Consider the following 14,698-nt stretch of genomic DNA (forward strand, 5'->3'; position numbering starts at 1 on the left):
GCTCGTCGTATTCGACCGCGTAGCTGATCGCCGTGGCGTAGAGCTTGCGGTGGCTATCGCGGAATTTTGCGAAGCTCTGGCTCAGCCCGTCGGAGTACATCAGGAAGTCTGGGTCGTAGTAGTGCTCGATCAGCTCCGCGTTTTTGGCGACGACCATCCGATCGAACATTTCCCGAAGCAGCGCAACGGACATTCGGCGATCCTAAACCCTGGCCGCCGGCCATCTCACAACGTGAGCGTGGACGAATCCCCATCCATTGCGATGACGAGTTCAGACCGGACGGGCCGTTGCCTGATCAATCAGGACCTCCGCTGCCGCTCGGGCGTGCGCCCAGGGGCCGGCATCGTCGAGGGAGGTGGACAGTGCGGCCGCGCCCTCGAACAGCACGGCGAGTTGATTGCCCAGGCTGCGCGGATGCGCTGCGCCGGCTTCTCGGGCCAGCCGGGCGAGGCCTTTGATGTAGTCGCGTTTGTGCGAGTGGACGATCCGCTCGACTCCGGGCATCTCCCCGGCCGCCTCGACCGCCGCGTTGTGGAATGGACAACCTCGCATCCGCCCATCGCCCCTGTTTGGACGATCGAACAATGCGAGCAGCCGCTCGCGTGGTGTCGCGTTGGATGCCTTGGGCATCTTGTCGGCCTCGCCGGCGGCTTGCCGGAGCCCGCGCAGGTACTCCTCCACCAACGCGGACTTACTCGGAAAGTGTTGGTAGAGAGTCCGCTTGGATACCGAAGCCTTGTTCGCAATCAGTTCGACCCCGGTGGCGTTGATGCCCTCGCAGTAGAACAGCTCTGCAGCCGCCTTCAAGATACGCTGACGAGCGCCGCGGCCCCCGCGCCTGGGGGGTTCCGTTGTTCTGGTGACCGGCGGCATAGTGCTGAGTATACCGACCTGTTTACAACACCCCTTAGCGCGTGTACCGTCAAAGCACAAAGTACACCAATCGGTTTACTGTAGGAGGTCTCATGACTTCACTAGCCGAGCGGACCGTGCTCGTCACCGGCGCCAACCGCGGCATGGGCCGCGAATACGTCGCTCAGCTTCTCGGTCGCAAAGTGGCAAAGGTCTATGCCGCTACCCGCAACCCGCTGGCAATCGACGTTAGCGATCCGCGCGTGATTCCGCTCCAACTCGACGTCACCGACGCGGTGTCGGTCGCCGAGGCAGCCGACTTAGCAACCGATGTCGGCATTCTGATCAACAATGCCGGCATCTCCCGGGCGTCCTCGGTGCTCGACAAGGACACATCCGCGCTTCGCGGCGAGCTGGAGACGAACCTGTTCGGACCGCTCGCGCTGGCCTCCGCGTTCGCCGACCGCATCGCCGAGAGATCCGGTGCCATCGTCAACGTTTCCTCGGTACTCGCCTGGCTTCCCCTTGGCATGAGCTATGGAGTGTCCAAGGCGGCGATGTGGAGCGCGACGGAGTCGATGCGTATCGAGCTGGCGCCGCGCGGTGTGCAGGTGGTGGGCGTCTACGTGGGGCTGGTCGACACCGACATGGGTCGATTCGCCGACGCGCCGAAGTCCGATCCTGCCGATGTGGTCCGCCAGGTGCTCGACGGAATAGAGGCTGGCAAGGAGGACGTGCTGGCCGACGAGATGAGCCGTCAGGTGCGCGCGTCGCTGAATGTCCCTGCGCGGGAACGTATCGCGCGGTTGATGGGTAACTGAGTCCGAAAGTCGATATGGCCATGTCCGCCAAGGCCTCAGACGATATTGCCTGGCTACCGGCGACCGCTCAACTCGCGGTGCTCGCCGCCAAGAAGGTGTCCAGCGCGGAGTTAGTCGAGCTGTATCTTTCCCGAATCGACACGTACAACGCGTCGCTCAACGCGATCGTCACCGTTGACCCCGACGCCGCCCGACGCGTCGCCAAGCGGTCCGATGCGGCACGAGCCCGCGGCGACGAACTCGGCCCGTTGCATGGGTTGCCGATCACCGTCAAGGACAGCTATGAGACGGCCGGCATGCGCACGACCTGCGGTCGCCGCGACCTTGCCGACTATGTACCCACCCAGGACGCCGAGGCGGTCGCCCGGTTGCGCCGGGCCGGCGCGATCATCATGGGCAAGACAAACATGCCCACCGGCAACCAGGACGTCCAGGCCAGCAATCCGGTCTTCGGCCGCACCAACAACCCATGGGACGCCGCGCGCACGTCCGGCGGCTCGGCCGGCGGCGGGGCGGCCGCCACCGCGGCCGGGCTGACCAGCTTCGACTACGGCTCGGAGATCGGCGGCTCTACCAGGATCCCGGCTCATTACTGCGGTCTGTACGGCCACAAATCGACCTGGCGCTCGGTTCCTCTGGTCGGGCACATTCCCAGCGCACCAGGTAATCCCGGGCGATGGGGGCAAGCCGACATGGCCTGCGCGGGCGTGCAGGTGCGCGGTGCCCGCGACATCATCCCCGCACTGGAGGCGACCGTCGGGCCGATGCGGGCGGACGGAGGATTCTCGTATGCGCTCGCTCCGCCACGAGCCGGCGCGCTCAAAGACTTCCGGGTCGCGGTCTGGGCCGAGGACCCGCATTGCCCAATTGACGCCGACGTGCGTCGGGCCATGGATGATGCTGTCGCCGCGCTGCGCGCCGCGGGCGCACACGTCGTTGAGCAGCCCGCCACCATCCCGGTCGATATGGCGGTGTCGCACAACATCTTCCAGAGTCTGGTGTTCGGCGCCTTCGCTGTCGACCGGTCCACCCTCAGCCCAGCCTCCGCCGCCGCGCTCGGATTACGCGCGGTTCGGCATCCTCGGGGCGAAGCCGCCAACGCCCTGGGTGCGACGCTACAGAGCCACCGTGCGTGGTTGTTCGCCGATGCGGCGCGCCACGAAATGCGCGACCGGTGGGCCGGATTCTTCAACGAGTTCGACGTGCTGCTCCTGCCCGTCACGCCCACCCCCGCGCCGCTCCACCACAACAAGGACCACGACCGGTTGGGCCGCACCATCGACGTCGACGGCGTCTCACGATCGTACTGGGACCAACTCAAATGGAACGCGCTGGCCAACATCGCCGGCACCCCGGCCACCACCATGCCCATCACCACCACAGCTACCGGACTCCCGATCGGCATCCAGGCGATGGGGCCCGCGGGCGGAGACCGCACCACCGTAGAGTTCGCCGCCCTGCTCACCGAAGTCCTAGGCGGCTTCCGCGTTCCCCCTCTTTAGGAACGCTCGGGCAGGGCCGCAATAACCTCGGCGAGCCGATCGGGCTGCTCCGCTGTCGTCAGGTGGCCGCCCGCAAGCTCGGTGATTTCCACCGAATCCGCAAGCCGCTCTCGGGCGAGCCGCAGTTGCTCTCCCTCGAATGGATCCTCGGCGCTGCCCACCACACCAAAGGCGACCTCATCGCCCAGCGCCGAAATGATCCGCGCCAGGTCCCAGCGCGCTGCGTGCTCGCGATGCTCGTCCACGAAGCCCGCCGTGGCGGGCAGCACGCGCACGCCGTCGCGCCGGCTGATCGCGTCGTGGAGCTCCTTCATCTCCGCTGCGCTTAATGGGTATCCGCGCGAGAAGACGGGGCGCAAGAATGGGGCGAACATGCGCCATGAGCGCTGGCCGATCGGCGTGATCGCCGCGCCGAGCGGCGATGTGAGCAGCGGCGTCGTATACCAGGCGTGGGTGTGGCCGTCGGCAAAGATGCCGCCGTTGGCGAGCAGGCAAGCCGTGATTCGGGTCCGCTGATCGTTTCCCGCCCGCTCGCGATCGATCCGCCGCGCCAGCAGCTCAAGGCTGACGATGCAGGAGTAGTCGAAGGCAACGACGACGGTCTGCGCTATCCCCTCGGCGTGCCAGAGGGCTTCGACGAGATCCGCGCGCTCGAAGGTCGAGTACGGGTAATCCCGGGGTTTGTCGGAGTCGCCGTGGCCGATGTAGTCCAGGTAGATGCGGGGGAAGTGGAATCGCGAGCTCAAGAAAGCTTCCACCTTCGCCCAACCGTAGGAACCATCCGGCCAGCCAGGCAGGAACGTTCGCGTGACCCCCGTCCCAGCAGCGCGCCGTATGAACGCGCGCAGCGGCGAACGTGGGTTGATGCCCGGCCGCTCAGCGTCGTAGCCCACCCTCTCCCCAGCGGAGAACCACTCCTGTGCGCTGATGAGCGCGCTCGCCCGGTGCGTCATCGCGCGCTCGCTAGCCGTTGGCGGAGGTTGTCGAGGTCCATGTCGGTGCATCTCCGCAACCAAAGTACACCGATAAGTTTACGTGTCGCATTAACCGATGTACAGTGTCGGTTATAAGTACACCGATCAGTATACAAGGAGTCGGCGTGCCCCAGAGACAGGCCGGCGACATCGGCGCGACATACCAGGACGCGCCCACGAAGAGCATCAATGTGGGCGGAACGCGTTTTGTCTACCGGCGGCTCGGTGCTGATGCCGGCGTGCCGGTGATCTTTCTGCACCACTTGGGCGCGGTCTTAGACAACTGGGATCCACGGGTCGTCGACGGCATCGCCGCCAAGCATCCAGTGGTCACTTTCGACAACCGCGGTGTCGGCGCTTCGGAAGGCCAGACGCCGGACACCGTGACCACCATGGCCGACGATGCGATCGCCTTTGTCCGTGCCCTGGGGTTCGATCAGGTTGATCTCCTTGGATTCTCGTTGGGCGGCTTCGTCGCGCAGGTGATCGCGCAGCAAGAACCGCAGCTCGTTCGCAAGATCATCCTCGCGGGTACCGGACCGGCCGGTGGTGTCGGCATCGGCAAGGTTACTTTCGGGACGATCCGCGAGAGCATCAAGGCCACACTGACTTTCAGGGATCCCAAGGAGTTGCGGTTCTTCACGCGAACCGACAGCGGCAAATCGGCGGCGCGACAGTTCGTGAAGCGGCTCAAGGAACGGAAGGACAATCGCGACAAATCGATTACAGTGCGCGCGTTCCGCTCCCAGCTCAAGGCCATCCATGCATGGGGCACGCAAAAGCCTTCGGACTTGACGAGCATCGGCCATCCGGTCCTGATCGCAAACGGTGACGACGACACGATGGTGCCCACCAGCAACTCGTTGGACCTCGCTGACCGGCTGCCCGACGCCACGCTGCGCATCTATCCCGACGCCGGCCACGGCGGGATATTCCAGCACCACGCACAGTTTGTGGACGATGCCCTGCAGTTTCTCGAGTCGTGAAGCGATTTCGCATGACCACCAAAGCCACGCCCAGACCAGTTGGATTCGCCGCTCCTCCCCACCGTTTCGCGGTATCGGCAGAGCGCACCCATGGATCTATCACCGCACCGGCGGACGAGTCGGCTGCAAGTTGCGACTCGGCGCCGGATTCCGCAAACCGGTGCCGACACTGCTACTCGAACACCGGAGCCGCAAGTCCGGCAAGAACTTCGTCGCACCACTGCTTTACATCACCGACCGTAACAATGTCATCGTCGTTGCCTCTGCCCTTGGGCAGGCAGAAAACCCGCAGTGGTATCGCAACCTGCCGCCCAATCCCGACACCCACATTCAGATCGGATCCGATCGCCGCCCGGTGAGAGCCGTCGTGGCCAGCTCGGACGAGCGGGCGCGCCTATGGCCGCGCCCAGTAGACGCCTACGCCGACTTCGATTCTTGCCAAAGCTGGACCGAGCGTGGGATTCCGGTGATCATCTTGCGGCCACGCTAATAGGCGTCGGCCTGCTCCGCGTGGTCGAGCGATCCCGGTGCGGTTACCCGCTACGGGGTGCTTTCGGCACCGCGATCGGCTAGGCCACCGAGGGAGCAGACATCGAATACAGCGGCCGAATCAAGTCGCTGGACCCGGCAACTCCCACGGGTGTCGTCACCGTCGCCGCGATGACTGGCGGCCGGAAGACCTTTGGCCAGGCGACGTTGAACGTCCGCTTCCGCTGACCCGGCGGCCTGGTGACGGCGGCCGAGGACAAAGAAGAGCGGCTTCGGCTGTCCGGAACCCGGATCGAACTCGAGGAGCTACTTCAGCTTCCGGTCGATGTTGCGTACGAGGGCCTGTTGACGGACGACGTTTCCGAATCCGTTCGCAAAAAGCTCATTACGCTACGAGCCGGTCCCTCAAGAACCGCCTGCTCGAATCTGCGCAACCCCGCTGGCGTTGGGGCGGACGACGGTGCTCGGCGTGATGTGGTGCACCAAAGGGACATTGCCGACGGAACTGGCGTTGAGCCAGCAACACACCGTTGATCGCATGAGTGATGTCCACCCAACCGCGGTCACCGACAACGGGGATCCAGTCGGGATCATCGCTGGCATAAGGATATCGGCCTGCACCGGCATTGTGTGCTCACGGCCATCGCTGCCTGGGACCAATCACCAGCCCCTGGAAGGTCGACTACAGCCACAAGCCCGACGATGGTCGACAGATCAAGATACGTCTTTCGACAAAACAAGATCCAATGGTCGACAAAACAGGACAAACTATTCGACAAATCGGGATCAGATGTACGACAAAACAGGAGTACTTTGACGTTGTGGTGCATGATGAGGCTGGTCACGAGCTGATCGAGCGGCACATGCTCGAACAGTTGCGCGAGGTTGCGGAGTACACCCGTGTCGTGCTGATCAATGGTCCACGGCAGGCTGGTAAGACGACGCTGCTCCAACAATTGCACGCCGAGCTAGGCGGATGGCTGCGTTCGTTGGATGTTGACGTCGAACGCGCGTCGGCGCGAGCCGATCCCGAGGGGTACATCATGTCCGCGCCGCGCCCGACGTTCTTGGACGAGGTCCAGTGCGCCGGGGATCCGTTGATCCTGGCGATCAAGACGGCAACCGATCGTGACCGCCGGCCCAGACAGTTCTTCCTGTCAGGGTCGACCCGATTCCTGACGGTGCCGACGCTGTCGGAATCACTGGCCGGACGGGTTGCGATCCTCGACCTCTGGCCGCTGTCTGTCGCTGAACGATCGGGTGTCCGGCCGGAGATCATTGCGCAACTGTTCACTGAACCCCAAGTGGTCCTGGGCACGGAGCCCGCCCCGGTCACGCGACATGAGTATCTGCAGCTGGCCTGCGCGGGTGGCTTTCCGGAAGTTGTGCAGCGCCCGGCGGGTCGCGCCCGCAGCCGGTGGTTCTCGGACTATCTGCGCACGGTGACGCAGCGCGACGTGCGCGAGCTGAAGCGGATCGAGCAGACGGATCGCCTGCCGCGGTTCATGCGCTACCTGGCCGCTATCACCGCGCAGGAGCTGAACGTGGCCGAAGCGGCGCGGGTCATCGGGGTCGACGCGGGGACGATCCGTTCGGATCTGGCGTTGTTCGAGACGGTCTATCTGGTACATCGCCTGCCCGCCTGGTCGCGGAATCTGACCGCGAAGATCAAGAAGCGGTCAAAGATCCACGTCGTCGACAGTGGCTTCGCGGCCTGGTTGCGCGGGCAAAGCGCCGACTCCCTGGCCAGGCCAACCGCGGAGGGCGCGGGCCCGATCATGGAAACGTTCGTGATCAACGAGCTGATGAAGCTACGTGCGGCGACCGAACTCGAGGTTGACCTGTATCACTTTCGCGATCGAGACGGACGGGAGATCGACTGCATTCTTCAGACCCCAGACAGTCGCGTCGTCGGTGTCGAGGTCAAAGCCTCGGCGACAGTGAACGTCCATGATTTCCGACACTTGTCATTCGCGCGTGACCGACTCGGCGACGAATTCATCACCGGAGTTCTCTTCTACACTGGTGCCCGGGCTTTGCCGTTCGGCGACCGGTTGATGGCTCTACCCATCAATCTCCTCTGGAACGGACAATCCGTCTCCAGCCTGTAGGCGCATACCGATCGCCATATTTCAAGAGCAGGTTGGAGCTTCTGCCCCCAATCATCGTGCGGCAACGATGGGCGGCTCTAGCGCTAGTCGACGCGCTATTCAACCAGCTCACACCGAGCTCCCGCGCGGCCACATACCCGCGACCGTGTGATGCAAGCACCCCACCAGCTCCGCGCATCACGCAACGAACCGGTCAAATCGTAGGCTTCCAAAATCTCCATGATCTCCTCGGCAGACTTCACGTCACCCCTTTTCGGGAGCTGAACAACCGACGCGGAGCCGTCGGCCGCGGATGCCCTGGGGCGGCGGTCCCCAAACCCGATATGGCTAACGTCAAGCGGTCGGATCACGGGTCGAGTTGGGCGGGGGCGACTCGGCACCCGGCGGCATGGGCTCCGGTGTGCAGGCGTCGGTCCCAAACGGCGACTACCAGGCCGGGGTCGCCGACTGCCAATGCGCTGGCCAGATGAACGGCGTCGGCTCCGCGTAAGGCATGTGCTCGGGCGAGGTGGCCGGCGTGCTGTTCAACCGTCGCGGTGAGTTCGACTGGGCGGGTGGCGGCCCAGAAGTCCTCCCAGTCACGCTCGGCGTCGGCGAGCTCGGATTCGGTTAGGTCGTGATTGCGGGCCGCTGCAGCGAGTGCGGCGCGGACTTCGGGGTAGGCCAGGCGGCTGGACAATGCGGCGTCGCAGCCGTCCCATAGAGCGGACGCCAGCGAGCTCCCTGTCTCGGTGGTGAGAAGTTTGACGAAGGCGCTGGCGTCGAAGTAGACGAGCGGCACGGTCAGCGCCGCTGGTCGCTGACCCGGTCAGACACCGGCCGCTGCGGTCGGGGCCTGGGCCGTCCCGCGGCTACGGGCCGCTGCGCGGTCGCCTTGCCAATCACGCCTTCGGCCGTGAGACGCTCCAAGGTGTCTGTGCTGTCCAGCGCAGCGAGTCGTGCGATCGGAATCCCACGTTCGGTGATGACGACCTCGCCACCGGCCCGAGCTCGATCGAGCCAATCGCTGAGGTGCGCGCGCAACTCGGTCACGGATACATCCACACTTTGAACTGTACACTCACTGAACCGTGATTTGTACATATCACTCTGCGTGCGGCAACGACGACGTGAGAGATTGACCTGCGCAAGCCGGAGGCGAGGTGGCAACGGCCGGTACACCGATTCGTCCGCGGTGCTGGCGACGCCGAAACGGTCGATGTCGTGGTGACTGGTCACCTTCCGTCCAAGCTGCATCCGAAGGTGTTGCAACGGAAGGTGTTTGCCGTCCGCGCTGGGCCTTCGGCGCAGCTGGCATTTGTGGTCAGCTGCATGGCGACGGCAGCGCCTCGGTGGTGAACGCCGGGTTTAGCTTGCAGCGGCCGAGCAGGCTGCCTCGTTCCTGCTCGGTGACAGTTGGCCCGACGATGACCGCGCACCGCCGCCACCACGAGATATAACCTAGAGGTTATACTGGTGCGGAAGCGTTGGCCGTGATCCTGCTCCCGCAGGTCGAACGGTGGTTCTTCGCGCTCAACAGGGATGCGATGGCCTCGGTCACCGGCGCCATCGACCTGCTCGAAATGGAGGGGCCGACGTTGGGCCGCCCGGTGGTCGACAAAGTGAACGACTCAACGTTTCACAACATGAAGGAGCTGCGCCCCGCCGGCACCAGCATCCGGATCCTGTTCGCCTTCGACCCGGCCCGGCAGGCGATCCTGCTGCTGGGCGGTGACAAGGCAGGCAACTGGAAACGCTGGTACGACAACAACATTCCAATCGCTGACCAGCGCTCCGAGAACTGGCTGGCGAGCGAGCACGGAGGTGGATGACCATGGCCCGCAACTGGCGTGACATTCGCGCCGATGCCGTCGCGCAGGGCCGCGTGGATCTGCAGCGGGCCGCCGTGGCACGCGAGGAGATGCGCGATGCCGTCCTGGCGCACCGCCTGGCCGAGATCCGCAAGGCGCTAGGCCACGCACGTCAGGCCGACGTCGCGGCGCTGATGGGGGTCTCTCAGGCCCGTGTCTCCAAGCTGGAGAGCGGCGACCTGTCCCACACCGAACTCGGCACCCTGCAGGCCTACGTTGCCGCCCTGGGCGGGCACCTGCGCATCGTCGCTGAGTTCGGCGAAAATACTGTCGAGCTGACCGCCTGAGCTAACTCACGCCCACACTTCCGGCCGGTCTCGATCTCCCAAGCCCCAGCACAGCTCGTGTTCCCAATCTGTTCCCAACCAGATCCTTAGCTATGCGCATGTTCCCAAAAGTGTTCCCGCCCATGAAAACGGCCCCCGGAGTCTCCTCCGAGGGCCATTTCGCCGGTAGCGGGGACAGGATTCGAACCTGCGACCTCTGGGTTATGAGCTAACCAGTCGCAATCTCTCCCATCGCGGTCGGTCTCATACGTCCAGATCAGCCTCTATTCCGCCGTCCAGCCTGTTCCGCCGCGTCGCGGTTGTACGGATTCGTTTCGGCCTGTTCTGTTCCCAAATCCGTTCCCAACACAGCAATCAGCAGCAATCCCAGGCCGAAATCGGTCAGACTCTTGGTGGACCTACAGCACCTCGCCTCCATGTGGTCGCGGAGCTAGTGAGGGTCCATCGGCAGCACCACTTAGGGCGCCTCCGTTGTCATCATGGTCGATAAGCGGTAGCGTTTACGGTAGTAGAACCGGAAGTTGCGGAGGAACCACGATGGCGGTCACCCTGGACCGGGCGGTCGAGGCCAGCGAGATCGTCGATGCCCTGAAGCCCTTCGGCGTCACCCAGGTCGACGTCGCCGCGGTCATACAGGTGTCCGATCGGGCGGTACGCGGGTGGCGGACCGGCGACATCCGCCCTGAGCGGTACGACCGGCTGGCGCAGCTTCGTGACCTCGTCCTCCTGCTCTCGGATTCGCTTACCCCCCGAGGTGTCGGCCAGTGGCTGCACGCCAAAAACCGGCTCCTCGACGGGCAGCGCCCGGTTGACCTGCTCGCCAAGGATCGCTACGAGGATGTGCGAAGCGCGGCGGAGTCATTTATCGACGGCGCCTACGTGTGAAGCTTGCCGACGCGATCGCCACCGCACCGCGGCGAACGCTCAAAGGCACCTACTGGCACCAAGGCCCCACACGTCACCCTGTGACCTCCTGCGCCGACCCCGCCCGAGGTCCTGGCCGTTACCACCGAACGGGCGAGCCGGGAGTCTGGTACGCATCGAACAAAGAGCAAGGTGCATGGGCGGAGTTGTTCCGCCACTTCGTCGATGACGGGGTCGATCCATTCGAGGTCCGTCGCCGCGTCGGTCGAGTGGCGGTCACACTCCAGGTACTCGACCTCACAGACGAGAGGACTCGATCCCATCTAGGTGTGGACGAAACAGATCTTCTGTCCGACGACTACACCACCACCCAGGCCATCGCCGCCGCCCGCGATGCCAACTTCGACGCCGTACTGGCCCCGGCGGCGGCGCTCCCCGGTTGTCAAACACTTGCCGTGTTCGTTCACGCACTGCCCAACATCGAGCCCGAGCGATCCGAGGTCCGTCAACCGCCTCCGCGGCTCGCCAACCTACTCCCGCTGATCCGTCCGCACGAACACATGCCCGACTCCGTGCGCAGATTGCTTGCAACGCTGACACGTGCAGGAGCCGAAGCAATCCGGCGCCGACGACGTTAAAGGCTTCGAGACCGGACGGGCTGTAGGTTCCTCAACTGTGTGGCGGATGGTCTGAGCACTTAACGCTTCGTTGACCAAAGCCCCACTTGATGCGAGGACGCGATCAGACAACGGAATGGCCTAGCCGCCGTCGCGGTGGCTTTGCGCGACTGGGGCGGCTCACGGAATGGTCGTCGTTGGCACCTCTGCTGTCGGGCGTAATGCAAAGGGAATCAATGTCAGGTGAATCTCGCGTTCGGGATCACCGTCGGCGTGCATGGTGAACTCGTACTGGTCTGCACCGGCCCGATGTGCGGGGCAGCGCTTATGATTCGGGTGCTCTTTGATCTTGGCGATGGCGTTATCGATGACCGCGGTCACGTCTTTGTTGCGGATAAAGAGCAAGATCGCGGCCTTGGTGTCGCGCCACACAAGGTAGCCGAATAGCTGCTTCAGCGCATCGTCCATGGTTCTTGGGCCCGACCATACTTTGCATTCGCCAATGAAGATGTTGCGGTCGTCGACGCGAATGAGAATGTCGGTCTTGCCTGCGCCGTTGAAGAGTTCGCCCCCGGCATCGCCTTCAAACTGTGCGTTGAGGCCGACGAGCAGCATGTCTCGGATTTCTTCCCCGTCGAGCTTGGCGGCGACAGATGGGGTGCGCTCCAACGCGTTCCGCTGGTTACGGAGCACCCGAAGTGCGGACTGGTAGTCCTCATCCTGCATTGCAGGCTCCGGCTTGAATGCTGCCCTCGCGCCCGCTGGGCGGTGTGGCCGCGGACGCACGCTTTTCCGACTGATCGGAGCTGCGTATGTGTCGGCGTCCTTCCTGCGGCGTACAGGGAAGCCGATCTCGGCCTGGAGGTTTCGGGTCGCTAAGAGCTGCTCACGGCGCCTCGCCACCATGCCCGGTAGCTCGTTGCGCAGTCCTTGGTTGTGCAAGTCGATCTGCCGGCGCGACCAACCGAGGTACTTCTCAATATTCGCGATCTGCTTATGAAACGCCGCGTTGATCGCCGCGGCGTCATTCGACGGATTGTCGATCGCCAGGTGGATTTCGTGACCTTGTAGCCGCAGTACCTGCGGCGGCATGGTCGTGAACTGGTCCGGGCGAAGGTTAAAGATGTCCTTATGCCCCTCGAAGGGCACCACGAGAACGAGCCTCGTCACGCGTCGGGTGCGCTGTTCGCCCCAATCCCGGTACTGCTGGTCGACCTCGGTGGCTGGCAGCATGAAAGCGTCGTCGACGCGCAGATCGGGGCATTCGACCGAACCCAATTCGACGAGCTGTTCGACGACGTCATCAACGGGCGTGTTCAGCAGGTCGTCGGCGTCCCAGCTCTGAAGACGCTGCGCCGTGGCTTGGCTCGCCTTTCCGAGAAATCCGGCTAAGGAGCCAGCGAGATCGTTGAGGCGCCCCTTGGAAAACAGCTGAACATACTCCACTTACCCGAAGATAGTGCTCATCCCCGACGCGGCTACGGAGGCGTTTCGGCGGCGTGCCGCGATGCAATGCAGCCAGCGGAGCCACCGGGCCGTAGCCGACGTCGCGTCGTGGGTGGCGACGGGGTTCTCCGGGGTGCCGGAATCCTTCGACGAGCTTGTCGGGGGTCATGATTACTGTTCTCGATATGAACGGATTCAAGGATGCGAGGCCCGATCGTCTTCCGCTTTCGGCATCGGTTTGGGATATCGCCCAGCGATACAACAAGGGCGGACCTACCGTCACTGAGGCGCTATACGAGGCGCTGAAGGAACTCGAGGCCCAAGTCATCGCTCTGCAGCGAAGCGAGGGTAAGGGCCTGCTCAGCCGCCTGAGCTGAACGACTAGAGGATTGGGGAAGGGGCCCCCGGGGAATGGATCATCCTACTGAGCGGGAATGGGCCAGCATCGCCGAACATACACGCGCCTCCAACTTCACCGGCGACCTGTTACGAATGCCGCCTTACCCGCTGATCCTCACCCTCCGAACGCTGGTGGGGTCTGCCGAGGTGGTCACTGCATCACATACCCTCTTCCTGTCGGCGGCAACTGAATACTGACCAGAGCGCGGCAAGGTGGGTTCTAGTCAACGTCGCAACAATTGATGGTCTGGTGAGGTTAGCAGCGCGGTGAAAAGTTCAGCGGGACTGCGGTGCCCGAGGACTTGGCGGGGTCGGTTATTGATCTCGTATTCGACAGCCCGCAGATGGTCGGGCGTGTAGGTGCTGAGGCTGGTGCCCTTTGGGAAGTATTGCCGTAGCAGACCGTTGGAGTTCTCGTTGCTGGCTCGCTGCCACGGTGAGCGGGAGTCGCAAAAGTAGACCGGCGCGCCCAGGTCGGCGGTGATGTCGATGTGCCGGGCCATTTCGATGCCCTGATCCCACGTGATGGACCGGACCAGCGTCACCGACAAGTCGCTCATGGTCTCGGTGATCGCGATGCGCAGGCAGTAAGCGTCGTGGGTCGGCAGGTGCAGCAGCCGAATCAGACGTGTCTGTCGCTCGACGAGGGTGCCAATCGCCGAGCCCTGGTTCTTACCAACGATGAGATCTCCTTCCCAGTGGCCAGGCTCGGAGCGGTCGGCGGGATCGAACGGCCGCTGGTGAATCGACAACATCGGCTGGGCGAAGCGCGGGCGGCGACGGCCAGGACGCAGATGGGCGCGGCGATGAGTTCGTCCCGTGCGCAGAGGGCCACGGTGTGGCGACTTGACCTGCGGCGGCCGGATCAATCGTGATTGAGGCTGATAGACGGCCTGATAGATGCTTTCGTGGCACAACCACATCGACCGGTCATCGGGGTATTTCCGTCGCAGATGCCGGGCGATCTGTTGCGGGCTCCACCGCTGGGCCAGCAGCTCGGCGATCAGCTCACAAAGGTCGGGGTTTTTGTCGATCCGACGCCGGTGACGGCGGACTCGGCGTTGAACCGCCCAGCGATGCGCTTCGAACGGCCGGTACTGGCCATCGCGGCGACTGTTGCGGCGTAGCTCCCGCGACACCGTCGAGGGTGCCCGTCCGAGCTGGTCGGCGATCTTGCGGATACTTAGGCCCGAGCGGCGCAGATCGGCGATGTTGATCCGCTCCTCCTCGGACAGATAGCGACTACTAATTTGGCGCACAGCCAAACGATCGAGCGCGGGCACGAATCCGACGGCTTCGCCACGCCGATAGGTCTTGTATCCCCGCGCCCAATTGTTTGCTGCAGTCCGGGATACTCCAACTTCACGACCCGCTGCCGAGATGGACCAGCCCCGAGCCCGCAGCTCCATAAACCGTTGACGCTTGGCCGACTGTGGGCGCCGGCCCGGACCCTTTTTCACGCGACGAGACGATGACAACACAACCTCCAGAACCTAGAG

18 protein-coding genes and 1 pseudogene are annotated in these 14,698 nt (G+C 63.9%); 13 read left to right on the forward strand and 6 right to left on the reverse strand.

The window, feature by feature from the left end; genetic code table 11:
- Positions 1 to 271 precede the first annotated feature (271 nt).
- Positions 272 to 874, reverse strand: coding sequence for a TetR/AcrR family transcriptional regulator (locus FF952_RS16735; RefSeq protein ID WP_003416617.1), 603 nt, complete (start codon positions 872 to 874; stop codon positions 272 to 274).
- Positions 875 to 966: 92 nt separating this feature from the next.
- Between FF952_RS16735 and FF952_RS16740 the strand changes: the two genes are divergently transcribed.
- Together FF952_RS16740 and FF952_RS16745 are read left to right on the forward strand one after the other, a co-directional pair.
- On the forward strand, positions 967 to 1,674 hold the full coding sequence (locus FF952_RS16740; RefSeq protein ID WP_003900652.1) for an SDR family oxidoreductase: 708 nt from the start codon (positions 967 to 969) through the stop codon (positions 1,672 to 1,674).
- Positions 1,675 to 1,688: 14 nt separating this feature from the next.
- Positions 1,689 to 3,176: an amidase gene (locus FF952_RS16745; protein WP_003416624.1), complete on the forward strand. Its 1,488-nt coding sequence runs from the start codon at positions 1,689 to 1,691 to the stop codon at positions 3,174 to 3,176.
- Here the strand turns inward: FF952_RS16745 and mesT are convergent.
- Positions 3,173 to 4,129 (reverse strand): epoxide hydrolase MesT, encoded by a 957-nt coding sequence (gene mesT / locus FF952_RS16750; RefSeq protein WP_003416627.1) that lies wholly within the window; start codon positions 4,127 to 4,129, stop codon positions 3,173 to 3,175. The genes FF952_RS16745 and mesT overlap by 4 nt on opposite strands.
- Positions 4,130 to 4,275: 146 nt before the next feature.
- Here mesT and FF952_RS16755 point away from each other — a divergent pair, with 146 nt between their 5' ends.
- From FF952_RS16755 to FF952_RS16775, 5 genes and pseudogenes are all read left to right on the forward strand, one after another.
- The gene (locus tag FF952_RS16755; RefSeq protein WP_003416628.1) at positions 4,276 to 5,136 is read left to right on the forward strand and encodes an alpha/beta fold hydrolase; all 861 of its coding nucleotides are present in this window, start codon (positions 4,276 to 4,278) and stop codon (positions 5,134 to 5,136) included.
- A complete protein-coding gene (locus FF952_RS16760; RefSeq protein ID WP_003899950.1) occupies positions 5,111 to 5,626 on the forward strand; it encodes a nitroreductase family deazaflavin-dependent oxidoreductase in 516 nt (171 codons plus the stop codon). The genes FF952_RS16755 and FF952_RS16760 overlap by 26 nt, the downstream gene beginning before the upstream one ends.
- A gap of 3 nt (positions 5,627 to 5,629) precedes the next feature.
- Positions 5,630 to 5,853: pseudogene (locus tag FF952_RS16765) on the forward strand (hotdog family protein); the annotation flags it as partial.
- A 12-nt stretch (positions 5,854 to 5,865) separates the two neighbouring features.
- On the forward strand, positions 5,866 to 6,159 hold the full coding sequence (locus FF952_RS16770; RefSeq protein ID WP_003416635.1) for a hypothetical protein: 294 nt from the start codon (positions 5,866 to 5,868) through the stop codon (positions 6,157 to 6,159).
- 287 nt (positions 6,160 to 6,446) lie between these two features.
- Positions 6,447 to 7,736, forward strand: coding sequence for an ATP-binding protein (locus tag FF952_RS16775; protein ID WP_003416640.1), 1,290 nt, complete (start codon positions 6,447 to 6,449; stop codon positions 7,734 to 7,736).
- Between the two features lie 346 nt (positions 7,737 to 8,082).
- On the opposite strand, the gene FF952_RS16780 is transcribed toward FF952_RS16775, so the two are convergent.
- On the reverse strand, positions 8,083 to 8,517 hold the full coding sequence (locus FF952_RS16780) for a type II toxin-antitoxin system VapC family toxin (protein ID WP_003899952.1): 435 nt from the start codon (positions 8,515 to 8,517) through the stop codon (positions 8,083 to 8,085).
- A 2-nt stretch (positions 8,518 to 8,519) separates the two neighbouring features.
- The gene (locus FF952_RS16785; RefSeq protein WP_003899953.1) at positions 8,520 to 8,972 is read right to left on the reverse strand and encodes a type II toxin-antitoxin system Phd/YefM family antitoxin; all 453 of its coding nucleotides are present in this window, start codon (positions 8,970 to 8,972) and stop codon (positions 8,520 to 8,522) included.
- Positions 8,973 to 9,202: 230 nt separating this feature from the next.
- Between FF952_RS16785 and FF952_RS16790 the strand changes: the two genes are divergently transcribed.
- From FF952_RS16790 to FF952_RS16805, 4 genes are all read left to right on the forward strand, one after another.
- Entirely contained in the window at positions 9,203 to 9,547 is a 345-nt protein-coding gene (locus tag FF952_RS16790; protein WP_003899954.1) for a type II toxin-antitoxin system RelE/ParE family toxin, read from the forward strand.
- Positions 9,544 to 9,873: a helix-turn-helix domain-containing protein gene (locus FF952_RS16795; RefSeq protein ID WP_003899955.1), complete on the forward strand. Its 330-nt coding sequence runs from the start codon at positions 9,544 to 9,546 to the stop codon at positions 9,871 to 9,873. The genes FF952_RS16790 and FF952_RS16795 overlap by 4 nt, the downstream gene beginning before the upstream one ends.
- 537 nt (positions 9,874 to 10,410) lie before the next feature.
- Positions 10,411 to 10,758 carry an antitoxin Xre/MbcA/ParS toxin-binding domain-containing protein gene (locus FF952_RS16800; RefSeq protein WP_003899956.1) on the forward strand — a complete coding sequence of 116 codons (348 nt, stop codon included), beginning with the start codon at positions 10,411 to 10,413 and terminating at the stop codon, positions 10,756 to 10,758.
- Positions 10,755 to 11,375: an RES family NAD+ phosphorylase gene (locus tag FF952_RS16805; protein ID WP_003899957.1), complete on the forward strand. Its 621-nt coding sequence runs from the start codon at positions 10,755 to 10,757 to the stop codon at positions 11,373 to 11,375. Before FF952_RS16800 ends, FF952_RS16805 begins: the two co-directional genes overlap by 4 nt.
- 159 nt (positions 11,376 to 11,534) lie before the next feature.
- Here FF952_RS16805 and FF952_RS16810 read toward each other — a convergent pair whose 3' ends face one another.
- Positions 11,535 to 12,800 (reverse strand): hypothetical protein, encoded by a 1,266-nt coding sequence (locus tag FF952_RS16810; protein WP_003909837.1) that lies wholly within the window; start codon positions 12,798 to 12,800, stop codon positions 11,535 to 11,537.
- A 167-nt stretch (positions 12,801 to 12,967) separates the two neighbouring features.
- Here FF952_RS16810 and FF952_RS16815 point away from each other — a divergent pair, with 167 nt between their 5' ends.
- Together FF952_RS16815 and FF952_RS20845 are read left to right on the forward strand one after the other, a co-directional pair.
- Positions 12,968 to 13,177 carry a hypothetical protein gene (locus tag FF952_RS16815; protein ID WP_003416778.1) on the forward strand — a complete coding sequence of 70 codons (210 nt, stop codon included), beginning with the start codon at positions 12,968 to 12,970 and terminating at the stop codon, positions 13,175 to 13,177.
- 34 nt (positions 13,178 to 13,211) lie between these two features.
- Positions 13,212 to 13,397, forward strand: coding sequence for a hypothetical protein (locus tag FF952_RS20845; RefSeq protein ID WP_003908177.1), 186 nt, complete (start codon positions 13,212 to 13,214; stop codon positions 13,395 to 13,397).
- A gap of 26 nt (positions 13,398 to 13,423) precedes the next feature.
- On the opposite strand, the gene FF952_RS16820 is transcribed toward FF952_RS20845, so the two are convergent.
- Entirely contained in the window at positions 13,424 to 14,680 is a 1,257-nt protein-coding gene (locus tag FF952_RS16820) for an IS30 family transposase (protein WP_417539686.1), read from the reverse strand.
- Positions 14,681 to 14,698 lie beyond the last annotated feature (18 nt).

It is taken from the genome of Mycobacterium tuberculosis complex sp. N0072 (assembly GCF_030323725.1).
In the GTDB taxonomy this organism is placed as follows: Bacteria; Actinomycetota; Actinomycetes; order Mycobacteriales; family Mycobacteriaceae; genus Mycobacterium; species Mycobacterium tuberculosis.

Excerpts from the sequence above, each read along its gene's own strand:
- FF952_RS16735 (WP_003416617.1), bottom strand. The coding sequence starts at position 874 with ATGCCGCCGGTCACCAGAACAACGGAACCCCCCAGGCGCGGGGGCCGC.
- FF952_RS16740 (WP_003900652.1), top strand. The coding sequence starts at position 967 with ATGACTTCACTAGCCGAGCGGACCGTGCTCGTCACCGGCGCCAACCGC.
- FF952_RS16745 (WP_003416624.1), top strand. The coding sequence starts at position 1,689 with ATGGCCATGTCCGCCAAGGCCTCAGACGATATTGCCTGGCTACCGGCG.
- mesT (WP_003416627.1), bottom strand. The coding sequence starts at position 4,129 with ATGACGCACCGGGCGAGCGCGCTCATCAGCGCACAGGAGTGGTTCTCC.
- FF952_RS16760 (WP_003899950.1), top strand. The coding sequence starts at position 5,111 with ATGCCCTGCAGTTTCTCGAGTCGTGAAGCGATTTCGCATGACCACCAA.
- FF952_RS16785 (WP_003899953.1), bottom strand. The coding sequence starts at position 8,972 with ATGCAGCTTGGACGGAAGGTGACCAGTCACCACGACATCGACCGTTTC.
- FF952_RS16795 (WP_003899955.1), top strand. The coding sequence starts at position 9,544 with ATGACCATGGCCCGCAACTGGCGTGACATTCGCGCCGATGCCGTCGCG.
- FF952_RS16800 (WP_003899956.1), top strand. The coding sequence starts at position 10,411 with ATGGCGGTCACCCTGGACCGGGCGGTCGAGGCCAGCGAGATCGTCGAT.
- FF952_RS16815 (WP_003416778.1), top strand. The coding sequence starts at position 12,968 with ATGATTACTGTTCTCGATATGAACGGATTCAAGGATGCGAGGCCCGAT.
- FF952_RS20845 (WP_003908177.1), top strand. The coding sequence starts at position 13,212 with ATGGATCATCCTACTGAGCGGGAATGGGCCAGCATCGCCGAACATACA.